We start from the raw sequence: 22171 nt of genomic DNA, 5'->3' as shown, positions 1-22171 counted from the left end.
CGAGCCCCGACTCCTGCGAGGTGACTGCTGTGACCACCGCCGTCGAAACCCCTGCTGCGCACCTGGAGCCGGGGCGCGAGCTCGACCTGGCCTCGATCGAGGGGCAGTTCGTGCGCGGGGACGTGGAGGGTGCGCTGGCGCGCCTGGACCGCCTCGACCTGACCACCATGCCGGTCCCGCTGTTCGACCGCGCCCTGCCCCTGCTGCTGATGGCGGCGATGGTGGTCAAGGGTGAGGAGCGGGCGCTGCAGATCCTGGACGAGGTAGCGCAGGCCCGGGGTGCTGCCGACCCGGTGATCGTCGCCGTCCTGAAGAACTACCGGGCCGAGGCCGGCGGCGACCCCGTTGTAGCCGAGCGGCTGGCGACGGAGGCCCTCACCGAGCTGCGGGAGCTCGACGCTGCACCCGTCGCGCAGCACCGCGCGCTGACCAACCTGATCAACGTGCGGGTGGACCAGGGCCTGGGGTTCGACCACGAGGCATACCGGGCCGCGGCGGCCCTGGAACCCGGCCTGACGCTGGTCGCGCCGGTCGACAGCGCCGAGGCGCAGCGCGGCCTGCTCAGCTACCAGGTCGGGGACATCGACACCTCGCGGACGTCGCTCCGCCTGCTCTACGAGCGTGCGGTCACCGACGGACAGCTGATGATCGCCGGCCTGTTCGCCACCCACCGCGCGATGGTCGAGCTGTTCGCCGGCCGGCCGCACGCGGCCCGTGCGTATCTCGCCGACGGCGAGCGGCTCGGCGCTCTGCCCGACCCGCCGACGCCGTCGGTGCTCCGCGCTCGCGGCCTGATCGCCGTCCAGGAGGGTGACGAGGGCGCACTGCGCGGGCTGCTCGCCGAGCCGACCTTCCACGGCTCGGAGGCGCACGGCGCGTTCACCCGTGCCGCCCTGGTCGGGCTGGCGGCGGCCCGGCGCGAGGAGTGGCGCGAGGCCGGCTGGCAGCTGCGCAAGGCCGAGAGGCTCGCCGACTCGCTCGGCCTGCATGAGCCGGGCCGGCGCCTGTGGCTGGACTTCCCGCTCGCGCACTCGTACGTGGCGCTCGGGCAGCTGGACGAGGCGGCGGAAGTCTGCGCGCGGCTGCGCGCGATGTCGGGCGGGCGGCGACCGCTGCTCGACGGCGTGGCGGCCCGCGTCGAGGGTCTGCTCGCCGCCGCCGACGACCCGGGCCGGGCGCTCGCCCTGCTGGAGGACTCGGTAGCGATGCTGGCGGGCGAGGCGCTGCCCGACCAGCTTGTGCTCTCGCTGATCGAGCTCGGCCGCCGGCACCGGGCCGACGGCCGCTTCGCCGAGGCGCGGCGTGTGCTGGAGCGGGCGGGTGTCGTCGCCGCGCAGTCTTCCGACCGCACGCTGGTGGCGGCCGCCGGGCGGGTGCTGGACGAGTCCTCGCTGGACTCGCTGCTGGAGCACCTGACCGAGCGGGAGCGGGAGGTCGCGCTCGCGGCGGCCGACGGCGGCAGCAACCGGCAGATCGCCCGCATCGGCAACACGAGCATCCGCACCGTCGAGACGCAGCTGTCCTCGATCTACCGCAAGCTCGACATCTCCTCGCGCCACCAGCTCACGGCGCTCGTGGTGGCGGCTCGGCGCTGACGTCGGGATCGGCCATGACCACGTCGTGAATGGCCGCAGCGCTGGCCACGCGAGCCCGCGACCCACCTCGGCTATTTGAGAATCGTTCTCACATCTGGTTGACTCGCGCCCGGTATGAGAATGATTGTCATTCTAGAAGAGAGGAGCGGGCGGCCCGGGCCGGGCCGTCCGACCAACGATGAGAAACCACACCACTCGCACGGCAGCCGGCCTCGGCGCCGTGCTGCCCCTGCTCCTGCTGAGTGCCTGCGCGGCGGGCGACGGCGCGGCGGGCGGCTCGCCCTCGGGGTCCGCCTCCACCGGCGGCGAGCATGACGCCCCGGACGCCACCGAGGTCCAGTCGCGCACGCCACGCCTCGCGGTCTCGTATGACGGCGGCGTCCTGGTCCTGGACGCGATGAGCCTCGAGACCGTCGGCCAGATCGAGCTGGACGGCTTCACCCGGCTCAACGCCGCCGGCGACGAGCGTCACCTGATGGTCTCGACGGGCGGCGAGTTCCGCGCTCTCGACCTGGGCACCTGGGCCGAGGCCCACGGGGACCACGCGCACTACTGGACGGCGGATCCCGTCCTCACCGACGTCGGGTACGAGGCCGTCGAGCCCGGTCACGTCGTCGTCCACGAGGGGCGTACCGCGCTGTTCGACGACGGCACCGGCCTGGTCCGCGTGCTCGACTCGGAGCACGTGGCCGACGCCGACGCGGCAGCCAGGGAGTACACGACGCCGTCGGCCCATCATGGTGTGGCCGTAGAGCTGACGGACGACACGCTCGTCGTCTCGGAGGGCACGGAGGATGCACGCACGGGCATCCGGGTGCTCGACGGCGACGGCGAAGAGATCGCGGCGTCCGACGACTGCCCCGGAGTCCACGGCGAGGCCGTGGCCGCCGACGAGGCGGTGGTGATCGGCTGCGAGACCGGCGCGGTGATCTACGCGGACGGCGAGATCACGAAGGTCGAGTCGCCCGATGCGTACGGCCGCATCGGCAACCAGGCCGGCACCGAGGATTCGCCGATCGTGCTCGGCGACTACAAGACGGACGAGGACGCCGAGCTGGAGCGTCCGACGCGCGTCTCGCTGATCGACACCCGGAGCGGGGAGCTGGAGCTGGTCGAGCTGCCGTCGTCGTACACGTTCCGGTCGCTCGCGCGCAGTGACGATGGCGCTGCCCTCGTGCTCGGCACCGACGGCCAGGTGCACGTGATCGACCCGGAGACGGCGGAGCTGACGCGGTCGATCCCGGTGATCGACGAGTGGACCGAGCCCGTCGAGTGGCAGGACCCGCGCCCCGCGATCCTCGTCCTGGACGGTTCCGTGTACGTGACCGACCCGGCGACGGGCTCGATCCACGCGGTCGACGTCGAGACGGGTGAGGTCTGGCAGTCGGCCGACCTGGGCGTCACCCCGAACGAGCTGAACGGCGTGACGGGCGACGAGCCGCACACCCACGAGGCCGATTGACGGACCGGCACTGAGAACGGACCAGCACTGAGAAGGTCCGCTTCGACCAAGCGGTACGGCCTGCATTCCGTGACGAATGCAGGCCGTACCGCTTGGTCGAAGCGAACCTTTCTTGGCGCTCGGTCGGCGGGCGGTCAGTTCTTCGGGAAGAAGGCCCGGAGGTCTTCGACCACCAGCTCCGGAACCTCCAGGGCCGCGAAGTGGCCGCCCTTCGGGTACTCGGCCCAGTGCTCGATGCGCGCGTTGTCCCGCTCGGCGAACGCCCGGATGGTCTGGAAGTCGTCGGCGAAGACGGCCACGCCGATCCGGCCGGTGCTCACCACCGGCTCCGCCCCGGAGCGCGGCTCGGTGTAGTGGTACCGCACCGCCGTAGCGGACGTGTTGGTGAGCCAGTAGAGGCTGACCTGCGCGAGCACCTGGTCGCGGGAGACGAGGCTGGTGCCGTTGCCGAAGTTCTCGAACAGCTCGTTGTACGCGAGCTGTGCGACGGGCGAGTCGCTGAGCCCGGCGGCGATCGTCTGCGGTCGCGAGCCGTTCATCGCGTTGTACCCGCCCACGCTCTGGAACCACTGCATGTGGCCGAGGGCGGCGAACTCCTTGGGGCCGAACCCGTCCATCTCGCCCTCCGCGCCGGAGGGGAACGAGAAGAGCTGCAGCACGTGCGCGCCGAGGAAGCCCTCCGGGTCGAGCACTGCCAGCTCGCGCCCGATCATGGCACCGCCGTCGCTGCCGTGGATGCCGTAGGAGTCGTAGCCGAGCTGCCGCATCAGCGTGTCGAAGGTGCGGGCGACGCGGGCCATGGTCCAGCTCCCGCCGTCGGCCGGCTCGCTCAGCGGGGTGCTGAAGCCGAAGCCGGGGGTGGACGGGACCACCACGTGGAACGCGTCCTCGGCCCGGCCGCCGTGGGCCACCGGGTCGGTGAGGGGCCCGATCAGGTCGAGGAACTCGAGGAACGAGCCCGGGTAGGTGTGGGAGAGGAGCAGGGCTCGCGCGCCGGGCTCTGCCGAGCGGACGTGGACGAAGTGCACGTTCTGACCGTCGATCTCGGTGATGAACTGCGGGAAGGAGTTGGCGTGCTCCTCGACCGAGCGCCAGTCGAACTCGTTGCGCCACTGCTCGACGGACTCGCGGAGGTACGCCTCGGGCGTCCCGTAGTCCCACGAGTCGCCGGGGGCGGCCGGGGCGAACCGGGTCCGGGCGAGGCGGTCCGCGAGGTCGTCGAGGTCGGCCTGCGGGATCTCGATCCGGAAGGGGCGGATGTCGGCGGCGGTGGTGTCCTGGGTGTTCTGCGTGGTCTCCATGTCTCAGACATTACGAGCCGTTCAGGAACCGTTCGTTCCTTTATTCTCTTAAGGGTGGAGTAAATTCTCGGACATTTTGGGAGCCGCGATGAGTACGACGGCGGGGCGCCTGCTCGCCCTCCTCGGCATGCTGCAGTCCCGCGCCGAGTGGTCGGGGACCGAGCTCGCCGACCGGCTCGACGTCACCGACCGCACGGTGCGCAACGACGTCGCGCGCCTGCGCGACCTGGGCTACCCCGTCGACAGCGTGCGCGGGCCGGGTGGCCGGTACCGGCTGGGCGTGGGCGGCAAACTGCCCCCGCTGGTGCTCGACGACGACGAGGCGGTCGCCATGGCGGTCGGCCTGCGCTCCGCAAGCGCCGTCGCGGGGATCGAGGAGAGCAGCGCCCGGGCGCTCGGCAAGCTCGAGCACGTCCTGCCCGAGCGCCTGCGCCGCCAGGTGGCGGCGCTGCGTGACGCCACGAGCACGGGTCCGGTGAACACGGACAGCAACGTCGAGGATCCCGTCGTCGACCCGGCGCTGCTCTCGGAGCTGGCCGCCGCGATCCGGGACCATCAGGGGTTGCGCTGCTGGTACCGCGAGGAACCGCTGGAGGTGGAGCCGGCCCGGCTCGTGGCCTGGCAGCGCCGGTGGTACCTCGTGGGGCGGGACGTCGCCTCGGGCCGGTGGCAGCCGTTCCGGGTGGACTGGCTGGAGCTGCGCCACCCCGGCGGACGGCGGTTCGTGCCCACCGAGCCGCCGGTGGACCTGACCGAGCTCGTGGTGCGCGAGGTGGCGCGGACGGGCTGGGCGGTGCACGCCCGGATCGTCGTGCACGCCCCGGCCGACGAGGTGCTCGCCCGCATCAACCCGGCGGTGGGGACCGTCGAGCCGCGGGACGACAGCACGAGCGTGCTCGTCACCGGCGGGGACAGCCTCGAGATGGTGGCCGTGTGGATCGGTCTGCTCGGGCTGGACTTCACGGTGGAGGGGCCGGCGGAGCTGGTCGAGCACCTCGGGGTCCTGTCCCGGCGGTACGCGGCGGCGCTGCCGGGCGCGGCGCTGCCGGGCGCGGCGGGAACGCCGGGCGTGCCGGCCTGACCGGCTGCCGATCAGCGACCCGCTCATCTGTGACCGCCGTGGTGCTCATCTGTTAATCTGGCCGCTGGTTCAACGAAGTCTGAAGGGCGGCGGAGGAGCACGATGACGGCACTCGACGAGGCGACCGTGGGCACCCTGGTGGCGTCCGCGCCGGGCGGCGCGGACCTGACGGTTCCCACCTACGACCGCTCCCGGCTGACCACCGGAATCGTCCATCTCGGGGTGGGCGGCTTCCACCGCGCGCACCAGGCGATGTACCTCGACCGGCTGATGGCGCAGGGCAAGGCGATGGACTGGGCGATCTGCGGCGTCGGCGTGCTGCCGGGAGACGCCCGGATGCGCGATGCGCTCGCCGCGCAGGACGGCCTCTACACCCTCGTGCTCAAGCACCCGGACGGGCGCCTGGGGGCGCGTGTGATCGGGTCGATCAAGGAGTACCTGCTGGCCCCCGACGACCCCGAGGCCGTGCTGGAGAAGATGGCCTCGCCCGAGGTCCGCATCGTCTCGCTCACGGTCACCGAGGGCGGGTACAACATCCACCACGTCACCGGCGAGTTCGACCTGGCCGATCCGGCGGTAGCCCAGGACCTGGCCGACGGCGCCGTCCCGGCGACAACGTTCGGCCTGGTCACAGAGGCCCTGCGCCGCCGGCGGGACCGGGGTTTGCCGCCTTTCACCGTGATGAGCTGCGACAACATCCAGGGCAACGGCGAGGTCGCGCGGCGGGCGTTCACCACGTTCGCCCGAGCCAAGGACGCCGAGCTCGCGGCCTGGATCGAGGCCGAGGTCGCGTTCCCGAGCTCCATGGTCGACCGGATCACGCCCGTCACCACGGACGCCGACCGCGAGCTGGTGGCGACGCGCTTCGGCGTCGACGACGCCTGGCCCGTCGTGGCGGAGCCGTTCGAGCAGTGGGCCCTGGAGGACACGTTCCCGACCGGCCGGCCCCCGTTCGAGGACGCCGGTGTACAGGTGGTGCCCGACGTCGAACCGTACGAGCTGATGAAGCTGCGCCTGCTCAACGCCAGCCACCAGGCCCTGTGCTACGTGGGGTACCTGTCCGGGTACCGGTACGCGCACGAGGTGGCGGGGCAGGACGTGTTCGTCCGGTTCCTGCTCGGTTACATGGACGACGAGGGCACCCCCACGCTGGAGCCGGTGCCGGGCATCGACCTGCACCTGTACAAGCGCACGCTGATCGAGCGTTTCGCCAACCCGCACGTGGCCGACACCCTGGCGCGGCTGTGCGCCGAGTCGTCGGACCGCATCCCGAAGTGGCTGCTGCCCGTGGTCCGCTACCACCTCGCGAACGGCGGGCCGATCGAGCACGCTGCCCTCGTGGTGGCGTCCTGGGCCCGCTACGACGAGGGTGTGGACGAGGTCGGCGAGCCGATCGACATCGTCGACCGTCTTGCCGACCGGCTGCACCAGGCCGCGCTCGCCCAGCAGGCCGACCCGCTCGCGTTCCTGCGCGACCGCGAGGTGTTCGGCGACCTGGTCGACGACGGGCGCTTCACCGCCGCCTACACGACGGCGCTGGCGTCCCTCCACAAGAACGGCGCCCGCGCCACGGTCGAGGCGCTGGTCAGGCGGTAACTGGTCAGGCGGTAACTGGTCAGGCAGTAACTGGTCAGGGGGTAAGGGTCTCCAGGGCCGTCGCCGCCGCGTCGTCCACCACCAGGGTGTTGGCTAGGCCGCCGCGTACCGCGGCTGCCAGGCCCGGGGCGACGGCGGCGCCGTAGCCGATCGCGATGACCTGCGGCGTGGCCGCCAGCTGCTCCAGGGTCACTCCCACTACGCGCTCGTCGAGGCTCGTCCGGACGGGCCGGCCCTCGGCATCGAACAGGCGGCCCGAGCACTCGGCGATGACACCCGCCTCGGTGGCCGCCCGCTGCTCCTCCGCGCTGATCTGCGGGAACACGGTGGACGTGCGCTCGGACCAGTGGCCGATGGCGACGATCGCGACGTCGAGGCGATCGGCCCGGGCCAGCGCGTCGGCGATCTCCGGCTGCCGGCGCATGCCCGCGGCGGTGGCGGCGTCGGCCACCAGGAGCGGGGACCAGACGGGCCAGGTGCGCACGCCCGGCATCTGGGCGAACGTGTTGATGAGCCCTAGGGAGTTGCCGCTGCCCTCGACCGGCAGCGCCCCGACGAGCTGGACGACGTCGCAGTGGGGGAGGCGCCCGATGTGCCGCACGGCGGCCTCGACGGTGCGCGACCAGGACACGCCGACCGTCGTGCCCTCGACGATGTGCTCGTGAGCCGCGCGGGCTAGCTCGACGGCCACGTTCTCCCGGGTCGCCGCGGTGTCGTCGCCGCTGGCGGCGATCAGCACCTCGCGCACACCCAGGCGCGCGGCGAGGCGGGCGCCCCGTTCGCCGTCGACCCGGGGCGGGGTGATCTCGATGCGGACCACGCCCAGATCGCGGGCCTGGGCGAGCAGGCGGGCGACCTGGAAGCGGGAGATGCCGCGGTGGCGGGCTATCTCGACCTTCGACTTGCCGTCGAGGTAGTAGTCCGTGCTCACCTCGACCATGAGGTTCGAGTCGTTCTGGGTCACCTGCGTCCTTAACTCCCGCAGGCGATAGCGGGGGCAGTTGAGCGACTATTGAGCGGGGGGTCTTGCTCACCTGAGCATACCCAACTACTGTGCGGATGCAGATGAGCAAACAAAAATTCTCAGATGAGCGCGGAGTCGACGGCTGCGCCAAGGAGAGGACAAGGATGTTCCGACCTCCGAGAGGTAGTTCGGCACGGCGTAGTTCGGCACGGGGTGCTTCGGTGCGAGCGGCGGCGACTGCAGCGACGGCGGCCGCCGCGCTGGCCCTGGCCGGTTGTGCCGGAGCGGGCGCAGTAGGCGGTGGTGACGGCGAGACGATCGTGGTGGCGATCGTGTCCAACCCGCAGATGCAGGACGCGATCTCGTTGCAGGACGAGTTCCGCGCCGCCCACCCCGGCGTGGACGTGCGGTTCGTGTCGCTGCCCGAGAACGAGGCCCGCGCCAAGATCACGGCCTCGGTCGCGACCGGCGGCGGGGAGTTCGACGTCGTCATGATCTCCAACTACGAGACGCCCATGTGGGCCGAGAACGGCTGGATCGAGGACCTGCAGCCGTACATCGACGCCACCGACGGGTACGACGCCGAGGACTTCGTCCCCAGCGTCCGCGAGTCGCTCTCGTACGACGACGACATGTACTCCGTGCCGTTCTACGGGGAGTCGTCGTTCCTGGCCTACCGCACCGACCTGTTCGAGGAGGCGGGGCTGGAGATGCCCGCCAACCCGACCTGGGACGAGGTGAGCGACCTGGCCGCCGAGCTGAACGACCCGGCCAGCGACTTCTCCGGCATCTGCCTGCGCGGCCTGGCCGGCTGGGGCGAGGACATGGCGCCCATCACCACGGTCATGAACACGTTCGGCGGCGGCTGGTTCGACGAGGACTGGAACGCCACCCTCGACTCCCCTCAGAGCCGCGAGGCCATCGAGACCTACGTCGACATCCTGCAGTCCTACGGGCAGCCCGGCGCTGCGACGTCGGGCTTCGGCGACTGCCTCACGCGGTTCGCCCAGGGCCAGTCGGCCATGTGGTACGACGCGACCTCGATGGTCTCCTCGGTCGAGGACCCGGCCTCGTCGACCGTCGCGGGCTCCGTCGGCTACGTGCCGGCACCCGTCGCGGAGACCGAGTCGTCGGGCTGGCTCTACAGCTGGTCGCTGGCCATCCCGTCCACGAGCCAGCACAAGGACGCCGCCTGGGAGTTCGTGTCCTGGATGACGAACAAGGAGTACATCCAGCTGGTGGGCCAGGAGATCGGCTGGGAGCGGGTGCCCCCGGGCAGCCGGCTGTCCACCTACGAGATCCCCGAGTACGCCGAGGTCTCGCAGGCGTACGCCGACGCCACCCTGGAGTCGATGAACGGCGCCACCCAGGAGTCCGCGATGACCCACCCGGTGCCCTACCCGGGCATCCAGTTCGTCGGGATCCCCGAGTTCCAGGACCTCGGCACCCGCGTGGGTCAGCAGATGTCCGCGGCCATCGCCGGGCAGATCACCGTCGACGAGGCCATCCGTCAGTCCCAGCGCTACGCGGAAACCGTGGCGGAGACCTACCGGGCCCAGGAGGAGCAATGAGCACCTCGACCATCGGCCGGCTCGAAGGCTCGCGCAGGGCAGCCCGCAAGGCGGCGTCCGAACGTGCGACGAGCCGGGCTGAGGGGTGGCGCCGTCGCGCCCCGCTGCTGCCTGCCCTGATCTTCACCGTCATCGTCACGCAGCTGCCGTTCCTGGTGACGATCTGGTACTCGCTGCGCTCGCAGAACCTGCTGCGGCCGGGCGAGGACCTGTTCGTCGGCCTGTCGAACTACCTCGACATCGCGCAGGACTCGACGTTCCGCCAGACCGCGCTGAACTCGGTGGTCATCACGCTGGGCTGCGTGCTGGTGGCGATGGTGCTCGGGATCGTGCTCGCGCTGCTGCTGGACCGGCCGTTCTTCGGGCGCAGCGTGGCCCGCACCATGCTCATCACGCCGTTCCTGGTGATGCCGGTGGCGACGTCGGTGCTGTGGTCCATCGCGCTGCTCAACCCGACCTACGGCCTGTTCAACTGGACGCTCGGCCTGTTCGGCATCGAGGCGATCGACTGGACGTCCACGTACCCGATCGTCGCGATCCTGATGGCGCTCGTCTGGCAGTGGACGCCGTTCATGATGCTGCTTGTGCTCGCCGGCCTGCAGGCACAGCCGAAGGACGTGCTGGAGGCCGCCGCCGTCGACGGCGCCGGGCCCTGGCGTGTCTGGACCTCGATCACGCTGCCGCACCTGCGGCGGTACATCGAGCTGGGCGTGCTGCTCGGTGTCATCTACGTGGTCAATACCTTTGATCAGATCTATCTCATGACGGCGGGCGGGCCCGGTACGGCCAGCGCGAACCTGCCGTTCTACATCTACCAGCGCGCCTTCCTCGGGTTCGACATCGGGCAGGCCGCCGCCATGGGCGTCGTCGTCGTGATCGCCACGATCATCGTGGCCTCCGCCGCGCTGCGCCTCATCTTCCGTAGCTTCGAGGTCAAGGAGTGAGCATGTCCGACGTGACGCGCGCGTACCGCCGCCGAGCAGGAGGTGGCGTGCTGACCACGCTGACCTGGTTGCTGGCGCTGGCATTCTTCTTCCCCGTCGCCTGGATGGCGGCCACGGCGTTCAAGCAGGAGAGCCAGGCGGCGTCCGACCCGCCGACGTGGTTCTTCACGCCGACGCTCGACCAGTTCCGCGCCGTGCTCGAGGGCGGGTCCATGGTCTACGTGGGCAACTCCGTGATCGCCACCGGGGTGTCCACCGTGCTGGTGCTGCTCCTCGGCATACCGGCGGCCTACGCGCTGTCGATCCGGCCCGTGGAGAAGGTCAGCGACGTGCTGTTCTTCTTCATCTCCACCAAGATGCTGCCCGTCGTCGCCGTCATCGTGCCGATCTATGTGGTGGCCGGGCAGCTGCGGGTGCTCGACAACATCTGGACCCTGGTGGTCCTGTACACGGCGATGAACCTGCCGATCGCGGTGTGGATGATGCGGTCGTTCTTCCTGGAGGTACCCGGGGAGGTGCTGGAGGCGGCGTCCGTCGACGGCGCCGGGCTGATGCGGACCCTGCGGTCGGTGCTCATCCCGATGGTCGCGCCCGGCATCGCGGCGACGGCGCTCATCTGCGTGATCTTCGCGTGGAACGAGTTCTTCTTCGCGCTCAACCTCACGGCGTCGCAGGCGGCGACCGTGCCGGTGCTCATCGTGTCGACCATGACGAGCGAGGGCCTGTTCCTCGCCCGGCTGAGCGCGGCGGCCCTGCTCGCCTCGCTGCCCGTGATCATCGCGGGCTGGGTGGCGCAGAAGCAGCTCGTCCGCGGGCTGTCGATGGGTGCGATCAAGTAGGGGGTTCGGTAATTACGTAGATTTACGACATCTGGCAGATTTCACGCGATGTTTACCGGGATCACCGCAGGTCAAAGCCTTCGCATGCCATTTTGATGACGCACCGTTGCCCGCAGGGGGCCGCGGGCCGACTCACACGGAGGTCGACGATGCGCACACGTCTCGGGCGGGCTTGGGGGAGTGGAACAGCGTGGTTGAGCGGACTGTCCGCACTCGTGGTTGCTGCCGGGCTGCTGACGGCACCCGGCGCGGTCGCGCAGGAGGGCGCGGCGCAGGGGGTCGCGGCCATCCCGCCCGGCTACTACAACGGCACGGCGGGCCTGACCGGTGAGGCGCTGAAGTCCGAGCTGAACGACATCATCAGCGTGAGCACCCGGCTGTCCTACAGCCAGGTGTGGACCGCGCTGATGGTCACCGACCAGGACCCCAACAACTCGAACAACGTGATCCTCCTGTACGGCGGCCAGTCGCGCGCGAAGAGCCTCAACGGCGGTGCCGTCGGCAACTGGAACCGCGAGCACGTATGGGCGCAGTCGCACGGCGACTTCGGCACGACGGCGGGCCCCGGCACCGACCTGCACCACCTGCGCCCCGAGGACGTCCAGGTCAACAGCACCCGTGGCAACAAGGACTTCGACAACGGCGGCAGCGCGGTCAGCGGCGCACCGGGCAGCTACACCGACTCGAACTCGTTCGAGCCTCGCGACGCCGTCAAGGGCGACGTCGCGCGCATGATCCTCTACATGGCGGTGCGCTACGAGGGCGAGGACGCCTTCGCCGACCTGGAGACCAACGACACCGCCGGCAACGGCTCCGTCCCGTTCCACGGCCGGATCTCGGTGCTGCTGGACTGGAACGCCGAGGACCCGGTCTCCACGTCCGAGGCCAACCGCAACGACATCATCTACGAGGACTACCAGGGCAACCGGAACCCGTTCATCGACCACCCGGAGTGGGCGGAAGCGATCTGGGGCTGATCGACCCGTCCGCTCACCCCGGTCGCCTCTGGTCGCGACCGGGGTGTGGTCTCTACCCTGGGTGGAGAAGGCCGGTCGCTCAGTGACGAGCGCACCCGGCGGCTCGAACCGAGTGCCCGGAGGGTCACCGTGTCGAACGAACACAAGTCAGTCGAGCAGAAGACGACGCCGCGCGTCGCACCGCGCTGGTTCGTCCGCACCGTGTGGGGGCTGCACCGCCGTCTGTACCGCATCACCGGAGGCCGGATCGGCCTGCGCCGTCCGAAGGGGAAGAGCTGGGGAACGCTGCGCCTGACCACCACCGGGTGCCGCACCGGGTGCGAGCACAGCGTGCTCCTCGCCTACATCGAGGACGGCCCTGACCTGCTCCTGCTGGCGATGAACGGCTGGGCCGACGGCGAGCCCGCCTGGCTGCGCAACCTGCGGGAGCACCCGGAGGCCTGCGTGGACCTCGTCGACGGGGAGCGCACCGTGCGGTCGCACATCGCGCAGGGCGACGAGCGCACCCGGCTGTGGGCCAGGTGGCGCGAGCTCGATGCACACCTGGACGACTACGCCGCGCTCCGGTCTACCGAGACGGCGGTGGTGGTCCTGGCGCCGCGGCCGGAGCCCGTACCGCGGTCGTGACGGCAGGGTCGTGACGGCGGGTCGCGCCAGCAGGGTTACAGCGTCGCCGACGCCAGTGCCTCCTCCTGCCCGTCGAGCGTGATCTCGATGCGGTCCACATCGGTCAGCGGCACGTGCGACGACGCGTCCAGGTCCGCGATCTCGCCGCCCGACCACAACCACGTCCCCGCGACCGTGCGCTCGCCGTCCCGGCCGACCACCACGAGCTCGTACTGGATGGGCTCCTGCGATCCGTAGCTACCGCCCGACGGCTGCCCGGGCACCGGCGGGTACTCGCAGCTCCACTCGAGCTTGGTCCCCCAGCTCGTGGGCGTCGCCACCACCTCGGCGTGCATGTCCGCCTCACCCACGGGGAGCAGCTCGATGGTCTGGGCGTCCGCGACGATCTCCGACGACGGCGTCGTGCCCGCATCGTCCGGCCTCTCGAAGAAGCCGCTACGGGCGACCAACGAACCGCCGGCCACGCCGGCGATCAGCAGGGCGCTCGCGGCCACCGCGCCCAGCGTCCGGCGTCGGAACCGGGACCTGCGCGCCACGCTCGCGAGGTTCGCCAGCGGGATCACCTGTGCCATCCCGGTACCGGAGTCGCCGGCGGGGCCGGCACCGGGCAGGGCCGGCGCGCCGCCGTCGGGCAGCTGAAGACCAGGCTCTTCAGTGACGAGCGACTCCGCGTGCGCCGGGGTCAGCGTGCTGAGCAGGCCCGGCAGGCCGGCCAGCTCGGCCACTGCGCCGCGGCACGCGTCGCACTCGGCCAGGTGATGCTCGAAGGCGCGACGGTCGCTCGGGCTCAGGGCGCCCAGCACGTACGCCGCGTCCCACTCGGCGTACCGGTCGCCGTGCCCGCCTTCTGCCGCCGAGTTCATGACGTGACTCCTTTTTCCTGCAGGGCCAGGCGCAGCGCACGCAGCCCGTAGTGCAGGCGCGACTTCACCGTCCCGGGGGCGATGCTCAGCTCGGTCGCGAGCTCGGCCACCGAGCGGCCGCCGTAGTACGCGCCTACGACGACCGCCCGGTGTGCCGGCGACAGTGATACCAGCGCGTCCGCGACGAGCCAGGAGTCGAGCACGGCCTGGGTCGTGTCTCGCTCCTCGCGGTCGGGGACGTGACCGGTGGCCCGCTCGCGGGTGCGCCGGGCGCTGCGGAGGTGATCGACCGTGAGGTTCCGCGCGACCGTGAACAGCCACGCACGAACCGACTCCTCCGAGCGTTCCAGAACCTCAGGGTGCCGCCACGCGCGCAGCAGGGTCTCCTGCACCACGTCGCGTGCCTCCTCCTCGTCGCCCGTGCGGCGCACGACGTACCGGTACAGCGCACCGGCGTGCGTGTTGTGCACGGAGGCGAGGAGCTCGTCCTCGGCACCCGCGGGCGGGTCACCTCTGCTCACGGTCCGATCACCTCCGTCGTCGTCGGCACTGCCGTCACTTTCGAGCTGTCACTGCTGTCACTGGTCAGGCTGTCACTGGCCAGGCTGGAGCTGCAGCGAGAACTCGATGCTGCCCTCATTCTCCACCGTCACGAACCCGAGGGAGGGGGCGTCCACGTCGAAGTCGGCGAACGTGATCGGGATGCTCCCGATGACCTGCACGACGTCGCCGCTGGCCGCGTCTCCCGCGACCTCACCCTCGAAGGTCGCGGGCTGCGTGACGCCGTGGACGGTGAGGTCGCCCGTCAGCTCGACGGCCGTCGCGCCCTCCTCGATCGTTGCGGGCTCGGTGAGCTCGAAGGTCGCCGTCGGGTACGTGCCGACCTCCAGCGCGTTGGTCCGGAAGAAGTCGTCGCGGTTGGCCTCGTCGGTCGCGACGCTCGCCATGTCCACCTCGACGGTGGCCTCCGTCAGCGAGCCGTCCGCGACGGTGATCGACCCGGTGACGTCCTCGGTCCGGCCGGTGACGGTCACGTCCGCGTTGTTCAGCACTTCGTCGACGCGGTACCCGGCGAACGACCCCTCGCTCACGGTCCATGTGCCGGCAGCCGCCTCGGAGTCGGGCAGCGGTACTGCCGACTCCTCGAGCGTGGGCACCTCCGCCGCCTCGGGTGCCTGAGCCGCGTACAGACCCGGTCCCCAGATCGCGGCTGCCCCACCGAGCACGACTACCGCCGCACCGACACTTACTGCCACCTTTGTCCCTCTGCGCACGCTCCGCCCCTCTCGTTCGCAGGCCGACCGGACGTCGGCCCCTGACCCACACGACGGGTGAAAGGGGCGATCGGTTCAATCGAGTTCAAAATTCGTGTGGAGAGATCTGCTGCCGCGCAGTAGCGGACCTTTCGTCGGTCCCTCGACCAGATGGCGTCTAGCGCAGGGCCCGGCAGGAGGCACCCGGACTAGCCTGGCGGTGTGCGCCTCGACATTCCTGACCAGGTCCGCAAGACGGTGATAGCCAGCGGGCATGAATCCTGGCTGGACGAGCTGCCGGGCATGGTCGACTCGCTGGCCCAGGAGTGGTCCCTGCTGATCGGGCCCAGCCTCGCGGGTGGGCACGTCGCCCTGGTCCTTGAGGTGACGCTGGCCGACGGAGCTCCCGCCGTCCTCAAGATCGGTGTGCCGGGCCGGGACGTCGGGCCGGAGGCCACGCTGCTGCGCCTGGCGGACGGAGCGGGCTGCGCCAAGCTGCTGGGCGAAGACCTGGGTCGGCAAGCCCTGCTGCTGGAGCGCCTCGGGGCTCCGATCTTCAGCGGCGTCTATGCCTGCAGTATCGGCATGCAGCCTTTCGGCGACCTGCTGCTGGCCGAAGCGGACCGCCTCACGGCGTAGGTACCGGATCGCGCCCGTTTCGGGGCCTGGCTCGCTCAGCGGGGCGCCGACGTCGTCGGCGTACCTGGCCGCCCTGCTGCTCGACGCCGTCCGGCCCGGGCTCCCGGAGTCCATGATCGTGACCGCGCTCGACGTGCTGCGCGACCCGCTGCCGGCCGAATGACCTGGGGGTGACGTGCGGGGTGAAACGGCCGACGGGCTTCGCGGGATCGTGTGATGATCGAGCCAGGCCGTGCGCACCCTCCGGCCTGCAGGCGACGACGCCTCCGGCTGCGGGTGGCAGTGGCACGTGCCGCCGAGCACTGGAGGCATCATGCGTCGATCTGCAGCCGTGGTCATCGCGGCAGCCGCCCTGACCGGTCTCGTTGCGCCGACGGCGTCGGCCGCACCGGGGGACCCGGCGCCCGGCTGGCCGAACGAGCGCTACGACGTGATGTATCGCGACGTGGACGTGTCCGGGTCGGGCCGCGTGTTCGCCGTCGGGCTGCCCGACCCGGACATCCTGGACTACTCGTTCCTCGAGCACGGCGTGGGGGCGGACTGGTCCTCCGTCGAGGTACCGGTCCGGTCCGAGGGCGGCGTCGTCGCGGGTCCCGACGACTATGCCGTGGCCGTGACCGGGAACGTGTCGCGGGTGTTCAACGGTTCGAGCTGGGGCGGTCCCGTGCAGATCGCCGCGGCGATCGGGGAGTCGAAGCTGGTCGGCAACACCAACGGAGATGCCGCGCTGCTCTGGACGGCCCCCGGCGGTGGGACGCCGCAGCTGAGCCGCTTGATCCGCGGCGGCACCTGGCAGACCGTCCCCCTGGCGAACGATCTGGCCGGCGCGCTGGCGGACGTGGTGATCAACGACGCCGGCAAGGTCACGGTGGTCTGGGCGGACCGGACCGGAGCGACGTCGCAGATCGGACGGGTGGTCCTTCAGAAGGGGTCGAGCACCTGGGCTTCCGCGGGTGACCTCGGCAGCGTGAACAACACCCGGCCGAAGATCTCGATAGTCACTGACGGGCAGGGCCGGGAGACGGTGATCGCGGGCAACAAGCTCTGGCGGCAGACCACCAGCACGACGCTTCCGCGCTACCAGTTCCGCACCAGCACGCGGGCCGTGCTCGCCACCGGCACCACCGGGACGCGCCTGATCTGGGCCGTCAAGACCAGCGGGCGGTACGAGATCCGCACCCGGTTCGCGGATCCGCAGTGGCGTGCCGAGAAGCTGCTCTGGTGGCATGACGCGCCGACCGACCCGAGCTGCGACAAGGGCATCCAGTTCGGCGTCGGCATGGTCCCTGGCGGGCGGTCCTACGTGGCCGTCGGGATCCGGCACGACATCGACGACATCAACCTGGTGTGCGAGGGGGTGGAGATCGCGGACATCCTGACGGTGGACCGGGCCGACGGCGTCCTGAACCAGAGGCACCTCTCCGACTACTCCAACGGCGGGCCGTTCCAGGTGGACGCCAGCTCACGGGGCCCCGTCGTGGTGACGTACGAGTACGAGGACGACGGCGACGGTGTGGGTGGGGAGCCGCCCGCCGACGGGTTCTGGTACATGCGGTTCTACTCGCGCTGACCTGACCGCCTGACCTGACCTGACTGCTTGACCTGACCCGACCGCTGGCGTCCTCCTGGCTCAGTACCGGGTGGGGCCTGCACGGTCCAGGGCCTGCGCGGCCAGTCGGTATCGTCTGCGCATGGTGCGCGCCCGAACCGTCGTCCGTGGAGTGGTCGGGCTTGCCGTGGTCGCGGCAGTGGGTCTGACGTTCCCTCCGTTGTGGTTGCTCGTCGACGAGTGGGCAAAGCCTCCGGCGTCGGCCCTGCCCGCGTTGCCCGACGGCGCGCGGGTGGTCGCCGAGGACATGGGCTGCGGCTCCGGAGGCTGCTGGCGGGAGCTCACTGTGGACGCTCCGGACGGGATGTCGGGGGAGGAACTGGCGGCCGAGGTGATGCCCGAGGGGGAGACAAGCGCGTTCCAGGGTGTGCTCGACCTGCGGCGCGTGGTTACCGGGGTGATGGACACGGGGGCGGGGTCGGCGCGGTTCTACGTGGGGTACGACCGGTTGGTCGACTAGCGATGGCCCCCTGCTCATCTCGACGGGCCGTGCTTGGGAACTGCCGGTCGGACACTATAGAGCGATGGTTCGGGTGCTGGGTGTCGACGCCGCAGGGAAGTACTGGGTCGCGGTCGCCAGTGATCTCCGTGTTTACGCGGATGCGACGCTGACCGGACTTGTTGCTGCAGCAGATGCCGATGGCACGGTCGAGGTGGTCGGTATCGACATCCCGATCGGACTGCCTTCTGGTGCCGAACCGAGGCAGGCTGACGTGTTGGCGCGCAGGGCAGTCGGCCCGCGGTGGCGGTCGGTGTTCATGACTCCGCCGCGCACGGTGCTGGCGGCGTCGGTCTACGCGGAGGCGTCCGCCGAGGCTCGTCGGGTGATGAACAAGGGGATCAGCCAGCAGGCTTGGGCTCTGGCACCTCGGATCCTCGAGGTGGACCAGGTTGTTCGGTCGATCGACCGTCGCATCGTGGAGGTGCATCCCGAGGCGTCGTTCGCTTTCCTCGCGGACCGCCATTTGCCGGCCGCGAAGTCGACTTGGGCGGGGTTGGAAGACCGGCGCGCCCTGTTGGCGGAAGCCGGGCTCGTGTTCCCTGCTGACGTTGGCCTCGCAGGGCTGGTCGCGGGTCCGGACGACGTTCTCGATGCTGCTGTCGCGTGCTGGACCGCACGGCGGGTGGCCGGGGGAGTGGCGGTCCGCTACCCGGATCCGCCTGAGCAGCTCGACGGGATCGCCGCGTGCATCCATGCCTGACCTTGACCCTAGGCCGGCGTAGGGCGGTGGTGGTCGAGGTAGTTCTGCGTGGTGGTGAGACTCGTCATGTCGGGCATGCGGTCGATGTACACGAAGCCGTCGAGGTGGTCCGTTTCATGCTGGACGACGCGGGCGGCGTACCCGGTGAACTCTCTGGTGACCGCCTCTCCGGACTCGGCGGTGTACCGGACGGTGAGGCTCGCTGCCCTGGGGACCAGTCCCATGTAGCCCGGCATGCTGAAGCAGCCTTCCCAGTCGAGCACGGTCTCGCTGGAGCGTTCGACGATGACGGGGTTGAGCATCTGGATCAGGCCGGTCTCGGCGCGGTGGGAGCCTTGAGCCAGGGGTCGCCGAGCGTAACGACGCCGTCGCCGGGGATGCCCTTGATCCAGTCGTCGTTGCTGCGGGGCAGAGTCATTCGTGATCGGTTCCTTCTGAACGGTGGGTCGGGTTGACGCGCGCTCGACGGTTGGTCGGCGTGCCTGCACTGTTAACTATGGGCTCCCTGGTTCGCCGGGTCGTGAGAGGGCGAACGTGACGGCATCCCGCGGTGTCGCCGCGGTCGGCGGTGCGTCGGGCACGGGGTTGCCATCAGCGTCCAGGATCTGCCAGCCGCCAAGGCTGACGACCGGTACGCCGCGCCGCTTGGCCAGGGCGAGCTCGGACAGGGTGCCCCACGAGCCGCCGACGACGATGACCGCGTCGGCCGACCACACCAGGATGGCGTTGCGGGCCTCGCCCATGTTCGTGACCAGTACGGCACTCAGGTCAGGGTTCGCGTCGTCGCGGGTGGCTCCAGGACGGATGCCGATGACGAGCCCGTCTGCCGAGCGTGCGCCCGCCGAGACGGCAGCCATGACGCCGATGCCACCGCCGTTAAGGACGGTGGCCCCAGCCTGGGCGAGCAAGCGCCCCACCTCGTAAGCCTGATCTTTGTCTCGTTCCGTGCAGAAGCGTGGGCCGCACACGGCTACCTGGACGGGCATCGGATCTCCCTACTGGTGAGCATTGACGATCGACACGTTGATGCGGAAGCACGAGCGAGGATCGACGGGGCGCTCAGGCGATGTAGGGCTCTGGTGAGTTCAGCCCGTGGTCGATTCGGGCCCGGAGGGCTGGGTGGATCGGGTAGTCGTCGAGGTGGGCGGGGTCGACCCACCGGACGTCGGCTGCCTCGGATGGTTCGGGTGTGATCTGTCCGCCGATCAGGCGGGCGCGTAGGCAGATGTTGATGGGTTGGCGCACCTCGTCGACCTTGTCGCCGTGCAGGTAGACGATGACGTGGTCCGGGGTGGAGAACACCCCGACCAGGCCGGTGACTTCGACGTCGAGCCCGGTCTCTTCACGGCACTCGCGGACACCGGCCTGTCCGACGGTCTCGCCCTTCTTGACTCCGCCGGTGGGGATGGTCCACAGGTCGTTGTCGACCCGCTGCAGGAGCAGCAGGCGCCCCTGGTCGTCGCGCACGAACACCGAGGCCGAGGTCTTGCGGCTGGTCGGTTTCGGCGCGGCCGGGTCCTGCCAGTAGTCGATCCGGCGGGTGCCTTTGCTCATCTGGATTCCACCAAGGCTTCGGCGGGCCGTGCCGATGCCCAGACCCGCTCGTAGGACTCGACGTAGGTGTTGAAGTATGCGCCGTCGATACGGCGTAGATGCAAGGTCGGCGTGTAGGCGGCGAGCACGCCGTAGACGTGGGTATTGACCATCATCTCGTCGTCGAACCGGTAGATGGAGTTGTACAGCGGGGTGTCATGGAACCGGATCTCGACCATGTCGGGCATCTGTTGTTCGTAGTAGGCCTTCACTGCGGCGACCCGGCCGGCGACCCCGCCTCCGATGCGGTACTCGGTGTCCCGGGCGGCCAGCTGATTGCCGGCGGGGTCACCGAGGAGTATCCGAACTCGTGCTCCCTGTTCTGCCTTCGCGGCGAGGGTGGGCATCCAGTCGGGGTGCTCCTCGGTGAGGAAGAGTCCGGCGAACGCCAGCAGGTCGATGTCCCGTTCGGAGTTGCGCAGCAGCTCGGTCCACAGGTGCCGCGGCACGTCATTGCGGCGGGGGTAGGTCGCGACCACTTCCGCGCCTGCCAAGGAAGCTCCGTTGACTGCCTCCGGCCACAGATAGCTCTCGTCCTCCTGGAGGATCGCGGCGACCCGGTAGCGGGTGCGCGGGTAAGGCAACGAGCCGCTGAGCCATCGCTCTACCGACTTCATGGATACCTCGGCCGCCGCGGCAAGCGACTGGATATCGAGCCCTCCCCGGTGCATCGCACGGCGGAATCGTTCATTGACCATCCCGACAGCCTAGACACCCCACGACGTCCCACGACAGACCCCTGACGGGAAGATGTCGGTAGATGTCTTGCCGTGTCGATGTGCTGTCCGCGCTCACGCAGAAGCATTGCAAGTGCAGGACGGCGACCGTCGCCAGACCGGTGAACGCGCCTTGCCCGGCCGTGGACGCCCGCATGCCGTGCTTTCCAGAACTCTCAGGAGACCGACTCGTGATTACGGCCAACCCGACGCACACCACGACCCGGCGGCTCGTTGCGTTGGACATTGATGGCACGCTCGTCGATCACGACGGGAAGGTGCCGGCGGGGACTGTTGACGCTCTGGATCTGGTGCGGGCGGCCGGGCACCACGTGGTTCTCGCGACAGGGCGGTCGCTTGTCGGTCTGCTGCCGGTAGCCACGAGGCTGGGGCTGGTCGAAGGGTTCGGGGTGTGCTCCAACGGGTCCATGACTGTATGCCTGACTCCGACCACACCCTCGGGATACGTGATCGATGATGCCCGCCGGTTCGATCCTGGCCCGGTGATTCGCCGCGCTGTGGGGCTCGTATCCGGAGTGCGGGTCGGGGTCGAGGAAGTCGGTTGGGGATGGCACGTCAACGCCGCGTTCGAGCCCGGGTTGCTCAACGGCGCCCAGAAACAACTGCCCGTCGCGGACCTGTGTGTCGCACCGGCAACCCGGGTCGCACTCCATGCTCCGGGGACCGGCGTTCACCTGGGCGCCCTTGGCGCTACCGGTGCCACAGCGACCCCTGCCGGACCCGACTGGATCGATCTGACGGCGGCCGGGACGAGTAAGGCCACCGCCATGGAAACACTCCGAATACGCCTGCACATCGTGTCCGAGAACACCGTCGCGGTCGGGGACGGGATGAATGACCTTGACCTCCTTCGCTGGGCCGGACGCTCGTACGCCATGGGCCACGCGCCCGAGGCCGTGCGTCAGTCAGCGGATGAGGTCACCGGCACTATCGACCAGCACGGGGCCGTCACGGTCCTGCACGATCTGGTCCCCACTGACACCACATCGCTGTCCCGGTTGGCAGCCCAGCTCTCCACCGCCGTCCACACCGCGCCCGGCCCGGCCGTGGCGGTCCGGGTCTGGCACGGCATCCGGGCCGGGCTCTCCCGCTGTGAGGTCTGGACCCTTCAGGACGGCACCTGGGTGAGACACGCCCCAGTCCCCGCCGGGACCGGGGCCACCATGCGCGGCATCGAGAACGCCGCCAGGGAGGCCGGGCTCGCTTACCCCAGGGGTGACGAGGGACGTCGTCGGGCGCGCTGGCAAGCCAGCTTCGGTGATGGCGGCCCGGCCGGATTCGAACTGCCGCTCGTCCACTGACGTCCGAGGACCGAGCG

24 protein-coding genes and 1 pseudogene are annotated in these 22171 nt (G+C 70.2%); 16 read left to right on the top strand and 9 right to left on the bottom strand.

All coding sequences use genetic code 11. The features are described 5' to 3' along the window. Positions 1-29 precede the first annotated feature (29 nt). Both AB1046_RS10790 and aztD read left to right on the top strand, forming a co-directional pair. Positions 30-1595: a LuxR C-terminal-related transcriptional regulator gene (locus tag AB1046_RS10790; RefSeq protein ID WP_369375136.1), complete on the top strand. Its 1566-nt coding sequence runs from the start codon at positions 30-32 to the stop codon at positions 1593-1595. A gap of 178 nt (positions 1596-1773) precedes the next feature. Beyond that, complete coding sequence (gene aztD, locus AB1046_RS10785; protein WP_369375134.1) at positions 1774-3057, top strand: zinc metallochaperone AztD; 1284 nt, start codon at positions 1774-1776, stop codon at positions 3055-3057. 134 nt (positions 3058-3191) lie between these two features. Here aztD and AB1046_RS10780 read toward each other — a convergent pair whose 3' ends face one another. After that, positions 3192-4358, bottom strand: coding sequence for an epoxide hydrolase family protein (locus tag AB1046_RS10780; protein ID WP_369375132.1), 1167 nt, complete (start codon positions 4356-4358; stop codon positions 3192-3194). Between the two features lie 88 nt (positions 4359-4446). On the opposite strand from AB1046_RS10780, the gene AB1046_RS10775 reads away from it, so the two are divergent. Beyond that, positions 4447-5439, top strand: coding sequence for a helix-turn-helix transcriptional regulator (locus AB1046_RS10775; RefSeq protein ID WP_369375130.1), 993 nt, complete (start codon positions 4447-4449; stop codon positions 5437-5439). Positions 5440-5541: 102 nt separating this feature from the next. Further along, positions 5542-7035, top strand: a complete 1494-nt coding sequence (locus AB1046_RS10770; RefSeq protein ID WP_369375128.1) for a mannitol dehydrogenase family protein — start codon at positions 5542-5544, stop codon at positions 7033-7035. Between the two features lie 34 nt (positions 7036-7069). Here AB1046_RS10770 and AB1046_RS10765 read toward each other — a convergent pair whose 3' ends face one another. Further along, complete coding sequence (locus AB1046_RS10765) at positions 7070-7999, bottom strand: sugar-binding transcriptional regulator (RefSeq protein ID WP_369375126.1); 930 nt, start codon at positions 7997-7999, stop codon at positions 7070-7072. A 221-nt stretch (positions 8000-8220) separates the two neighbouring features. On the opposite strand from AB1046_RS10765, the gene AB1046_RS10760 reads away from it, so the two are divergent. The 5 genes from AB1046_RS10760 to AB1046_RS10740 all read left to right on the top strand — a co-directional run bounded on the left by AB1046_RS10760 (position 8221) and on the right by AB1046_RS10740 (position 12957). Beyond that, positions 8221-9570, top strand: coding sequence for a sugar ABC transporter substrate-binding protein (locus AB1046_RS10760; RefSeq protein WP_369375124.1), 1350 nt, complete (start codon positions 8221-8223; stop codon positions 9568-9570). Further along, the gene (locus AB1046_RS10755) at positions 9567-10514 is read left to right on the top strand and encodes a carbohydrate ABC transporter permease (RefSeq protein ID WP_369375122.1); all 948 of its coding nucleotides are present in this window, start codon (positions 9567-9569) and stop codon (positions 10512-10514) included. Before AB1046_RS10760 ends, AB1046_RS10755 begins: the two co-directional genes overlap by 4 nt. 2 nt (positions 10515-10516) lie before the next feature. Further along, on the top strand, positions 10517-11353 hold the full coding sequence (locus AB1046_RS10750) for a carbohydrate ABC transporter permease (protein ID WP_369375120.1): 837 nt from the start codon (positions 10517-10519) through the stop codon (positions 11351-11353). Between the two features lie 194 nt (positions 11354-11547). Continuing rightward, complete coding sequence (locus AB1046_RS10745; RefSeq protein ID WP_369375118.1) at positions 11548-12330, top strand: endonuclease I family protein; 783 nt, start codon at positions 11548-11550, stop codon at positions 12328-12330. A gap of 129 nt (positions 12331-12459) precedes the next feature. Next, positions 12460-12957 carry a nitroreductase/quinone reductase family protein gene (locus AB1046_RS10740; RefSeq protein ID WP_369375116.1) on the top strand — a complete coding sequence of 166 codons (498 nt, stop codon included), beginning with the start codon at positions 12460-12462 and terminating at the stop codon, positions 12955-12957. A 35-nt stretch (positions 12958-12992) separates the two neighbouring features. Here AB1046_RS10740 and AB1046_RS10735 read toward each other — a convergent pair whose 3' ends face one another. The 3 genes from AB1046_RS10735 to AB1046_RS10725 form a co-directional block, all read right to left on the bottom strand. Continuing rightward, complete coding sequence (locus AB1046_RS10735) at positions 12993-13820, bottom strand: anti-sigma factor (RefSeq protein ID WP_369375114.1); 828 nt, start codon at positions 13818-13820, stop codon at positions 12993-12995. Next, positions 13817-14341: a sigma-70 family RNA polymerase sigma factor gene (locus tag AB1046_RS10730; protein ID WP_369375112.1), complete on the bottom strand. Its 525-nt coding sequence runs from the start codon at positions 14339-14341 to the stop codon at positions 13817-13819. Before AB1046_RS10730 ends, AB1046_RS10735 begins: the two co-directional genes overlap by 4 nt. Positions 14342-14413: 72 nt before the next feature. After that, on the bottom strand, positions 14414-15094 hold the full coding sequence (locus AB1046_RS10725) for a YceI family protein (protein WP_369375110.1): 681 nt from the start codon (positions 15092-15094) through the stop codon (positions 14414-14416). A gap of 201 nt (positions 15095-15295) precedes the next feature. Here AB1046_RS10725 and AB1046_RS10720 point away from each other — a divergent pair, with 201 nt between their 5' ends. From AB1046_RS10720 to AB1046_RS10700, 5 genes are all read left to right on the top strand, one after another. Further along, a complete protein-coding gene (locus AB1046_RS10720) occupies positions 15296-15712 on the top strand; it encodes an aminoglycoside phosphotransferase family protein (RefSeq protein WP_369375108.1) in 417 nt (138 codons plus the stop codon). Beyond that, a complete protein-coding gene (locus AB1046_RS10715) occupies positions 15642-15875 on the top strand; it encodes a hypothetical protein (protein ID WP_369375853.1) in 234 nt (77 codons plus the stop codon). Before AB1046_RS10720 ends, AB1046_RS10715 begins: the two co-directional genes overlap by 71 nt. A 150-nt stretch (positions 15876-16025) precedes the next feature. Beyond that, complete coding sequence (locus AB1046_RS10710; RefSeq protein WP_369375106.1) at positions 16026-17282, top strand: hypothetical protein; 1257 nt, start codon at positions 16026-16028, stop codon at positions 17280-17282. A 121-nt stretch (positions 17283-17403) separates the two neighbouring features. Continuing rightward, entirely contained in the window at positions 17404-17781 is a 378-nt protein-coding gene (locus tag AB1046_RS10705) for a hypothetical protein (protein ID WP_369375104.1), read from the top strand. 64 nt (positions 17782-17845) lie between these two features. Further along, positions 17846-18523 carry a DUF429 domain-containing protein gene (locus AB1046_RS10700; protein ID WP_369375101.1) on the top strand — a complete coding sequence of 226 codons (678 nt, stop codon included), beginning with the start codon at positions 17846-17848 and terminating at the stop codon, positions 18521-18523. 8 nt (positions 18524-18531) lie between these two features. On the opposite strand, the gene AB1046_RS10695 is transcribed toward AB1046_RS10700, so the two are convergent. From AB1046_RS10695 to AB1046_RS10680, 4 genes are all read right to left on the bottom strand, one after another. Continuing rightward, on the bottom strand, positions 18532-18825 hold the full coding sequence (locus AB1046_RS10695) for a peptide deformylase (RefSeq protein WP_369375099.1): 294 nt from the start codon (positions 18823-18825) through the stop codon (positions 18532-18534). 192 nt (positions 18826-19017) lie between these two features. Continuing rightward, on the bottom strand, positions 19018-19509 hold the full coding sequence (locus tag AB1046_RS10690; protein WP_369375098.1) for a TIGR00725 family protein: 492 nt from the start codon (positions 19507-19509) through the stop codon (positions 19018-19020). A gap of 73 nt (positions 19510-19582) precedes the next feature. Then, the gene (locus AB1046_RS10685) at positions 19583-20077 is read right to left on the bottom strand and encodes an NUDIX domain-containing protein (protein ID WP_369375097.1); all 495 of its coding nucleotides are present in this window, start codon (positions 20075-20077) and stop codon (positions 19583-19585) included. Next, positions 20074-20814, bottom strand: a complete 741-nt coding sequence (locus AB1046_RS10680; RefSeq protein WP_369375096.1) for an XRE family transcriptional regulator — start codon at positions 20812-20814, stop codon at positions 20074-20076. The genes AB1046_RS10685 and AB1046_RS10680 overlap by 4 nt, the downstream gene beginning before the upstream one ends. A 62-nt stretch (positions 20815-20876) precedes the next feature. On the opposite strand from AB1046_RS10680, the pseudogene AB1046_RS10675 reads away from it, so the two are divergent. Together AB1046_RS10675 and AB1046_RS10670 are read left to right on the top strand one after the other, a co-directional pair. Next, positions 20877-21254 (top strand): annotated as a pseudogene (locus AB1046_RS10675) (HAD family hydrolase); the annotation flags it as partial. A 45-nt stretch (positions 21255-21299) separates the two neighbouring features. Beyond that, entirely contained in the window at positions 21300-22154 is an 855-nt protein-coding gene (locus AB1046_RS10670) for an HAD family hydrolase (RefSeq protein WP_369375653.1), read from the top strand. Positions 22155-22171 lie beyond the last annotated feature (17 nt).

The organism is Promicromonospora sp. Populi (assembly GCF_041081105.1).
In the GTDB taxonomy this organism is placed as follows: Bacteria; Actinomycetota; Actinomycetes; order Actinomycetales; family Cellulomonadaceae; genus Promicromonospora.
Note: the sequence above shows the minus strand (reverse complement) of the source record. Positions and strands in the feature narration are given on the sequence as shown.

Bases quoted from the DNA above. Each gene is read 5' to 3' on its own strand.
- aztD (WP_369375134.1), top strand. From the start codon at position 1,774: ATGAGAAACCACACCACTCGCACGGCAGCCGGCCTCGGCGCCGTGCTG.
- AB1046_RS10780 (WP_369375132.1), bottom strand. From the start codon at position 4,358: ATGGAGACCACGCAGAACACCCAGGACACCACCGCCGCCGACATCCGC.
- AB1046_RS10775 (WP_369375130.1), top strand. From the start codon at position 4,447: ATGAGTACGACGGCGGGGCGCCTGCTCGCCCTCCTCGGCATGCTGCAG.
- AB1046_RS10770 (WP_369375128.1), top strand. From the start codon at position 5,542: ATGACGGCACTCGACGAGGCGACCGTGGGCACCCTGGTGGCGTCCGCG.
- AB1046_RS10755 (WP_369375122.1), top strand. From the start codon at position 9,567: ATGAGCACCTCGACCATCGGCCGGCTCGAAGGCTCGCGCAGGGCAGCC.
- AB1046_RS10750 (WP_369375120.1), top strand. From the start codon at position 10,517: ATGTCCGACGTGACGCGCGCGTACCGCCGCCGAGCAGGAGGTGGCGTG.
- AB1046_RS10735 (WP_369375114.1), bottom strand. From the start codon at position 13,820: ATGAACTCGGCGGCAGAAGGCGGGCACGGCGACCGGTACGCCGAGTGG.
- AB1046_RS10715 (WP_369375853.1), top strand. From the start codon at position 15,642: ATGCCTGCAGTATCGGCATGCAGCCTTTCGGCGACCTGCTGCTGGCCG.
- AB1046_RS10710 (WP_369375106.1), top strand. From the start codon at position 16,026: ATGCGTCGATCTGCAGCCGTGGTCATCGCGGCAGCCGCCCTGACCGGT.
- AB1046_RS10705 (WP_369375104.1), top strand. From the start codon at position 17,404: ATGGTGCGCGCCCGAACCGTCGTCCGTGGAGTGGTCGGGCTTGCCGTG.
- AB1046_RS10700 (WP_369375101.1), top strand. From the start codon at position 17,846: ATGGTTCGGGTGCTGGGTGTCGACGCCGCAGGGAAGTACTGGGTCGCG.
- AB1046_RS10695 (WP_369375099.1), bottom strand. From the start codon at position 18,825: ATGCTCAACCCCGTCATCGTCGAACGCTCCAGCGAGACCGTGCTCGAC.
- AB1046_RS10690 (WP_369375098.1), bottom strand. From the start codon at position 19,509: ATGCCCGTCCAGGTAGCCGTGTGCGGCCCACGCTTCTGCACGGAACGA.
- AB1046_RS10685 (WP_369375097.1), bottom strand. From the start codon at position 20,077: ATGAGCAAAGGCACCCGCCGGATCGACTACTGGCAGGACCCGGCCGCG.
- AB1046_RS10680 (WP_369375096.1), bottom strand. From the start codon at position 20,814: ATGGTCAATGAACGATTCCGCCGTGCGATGCACCGGGGAGGGCTCGAT.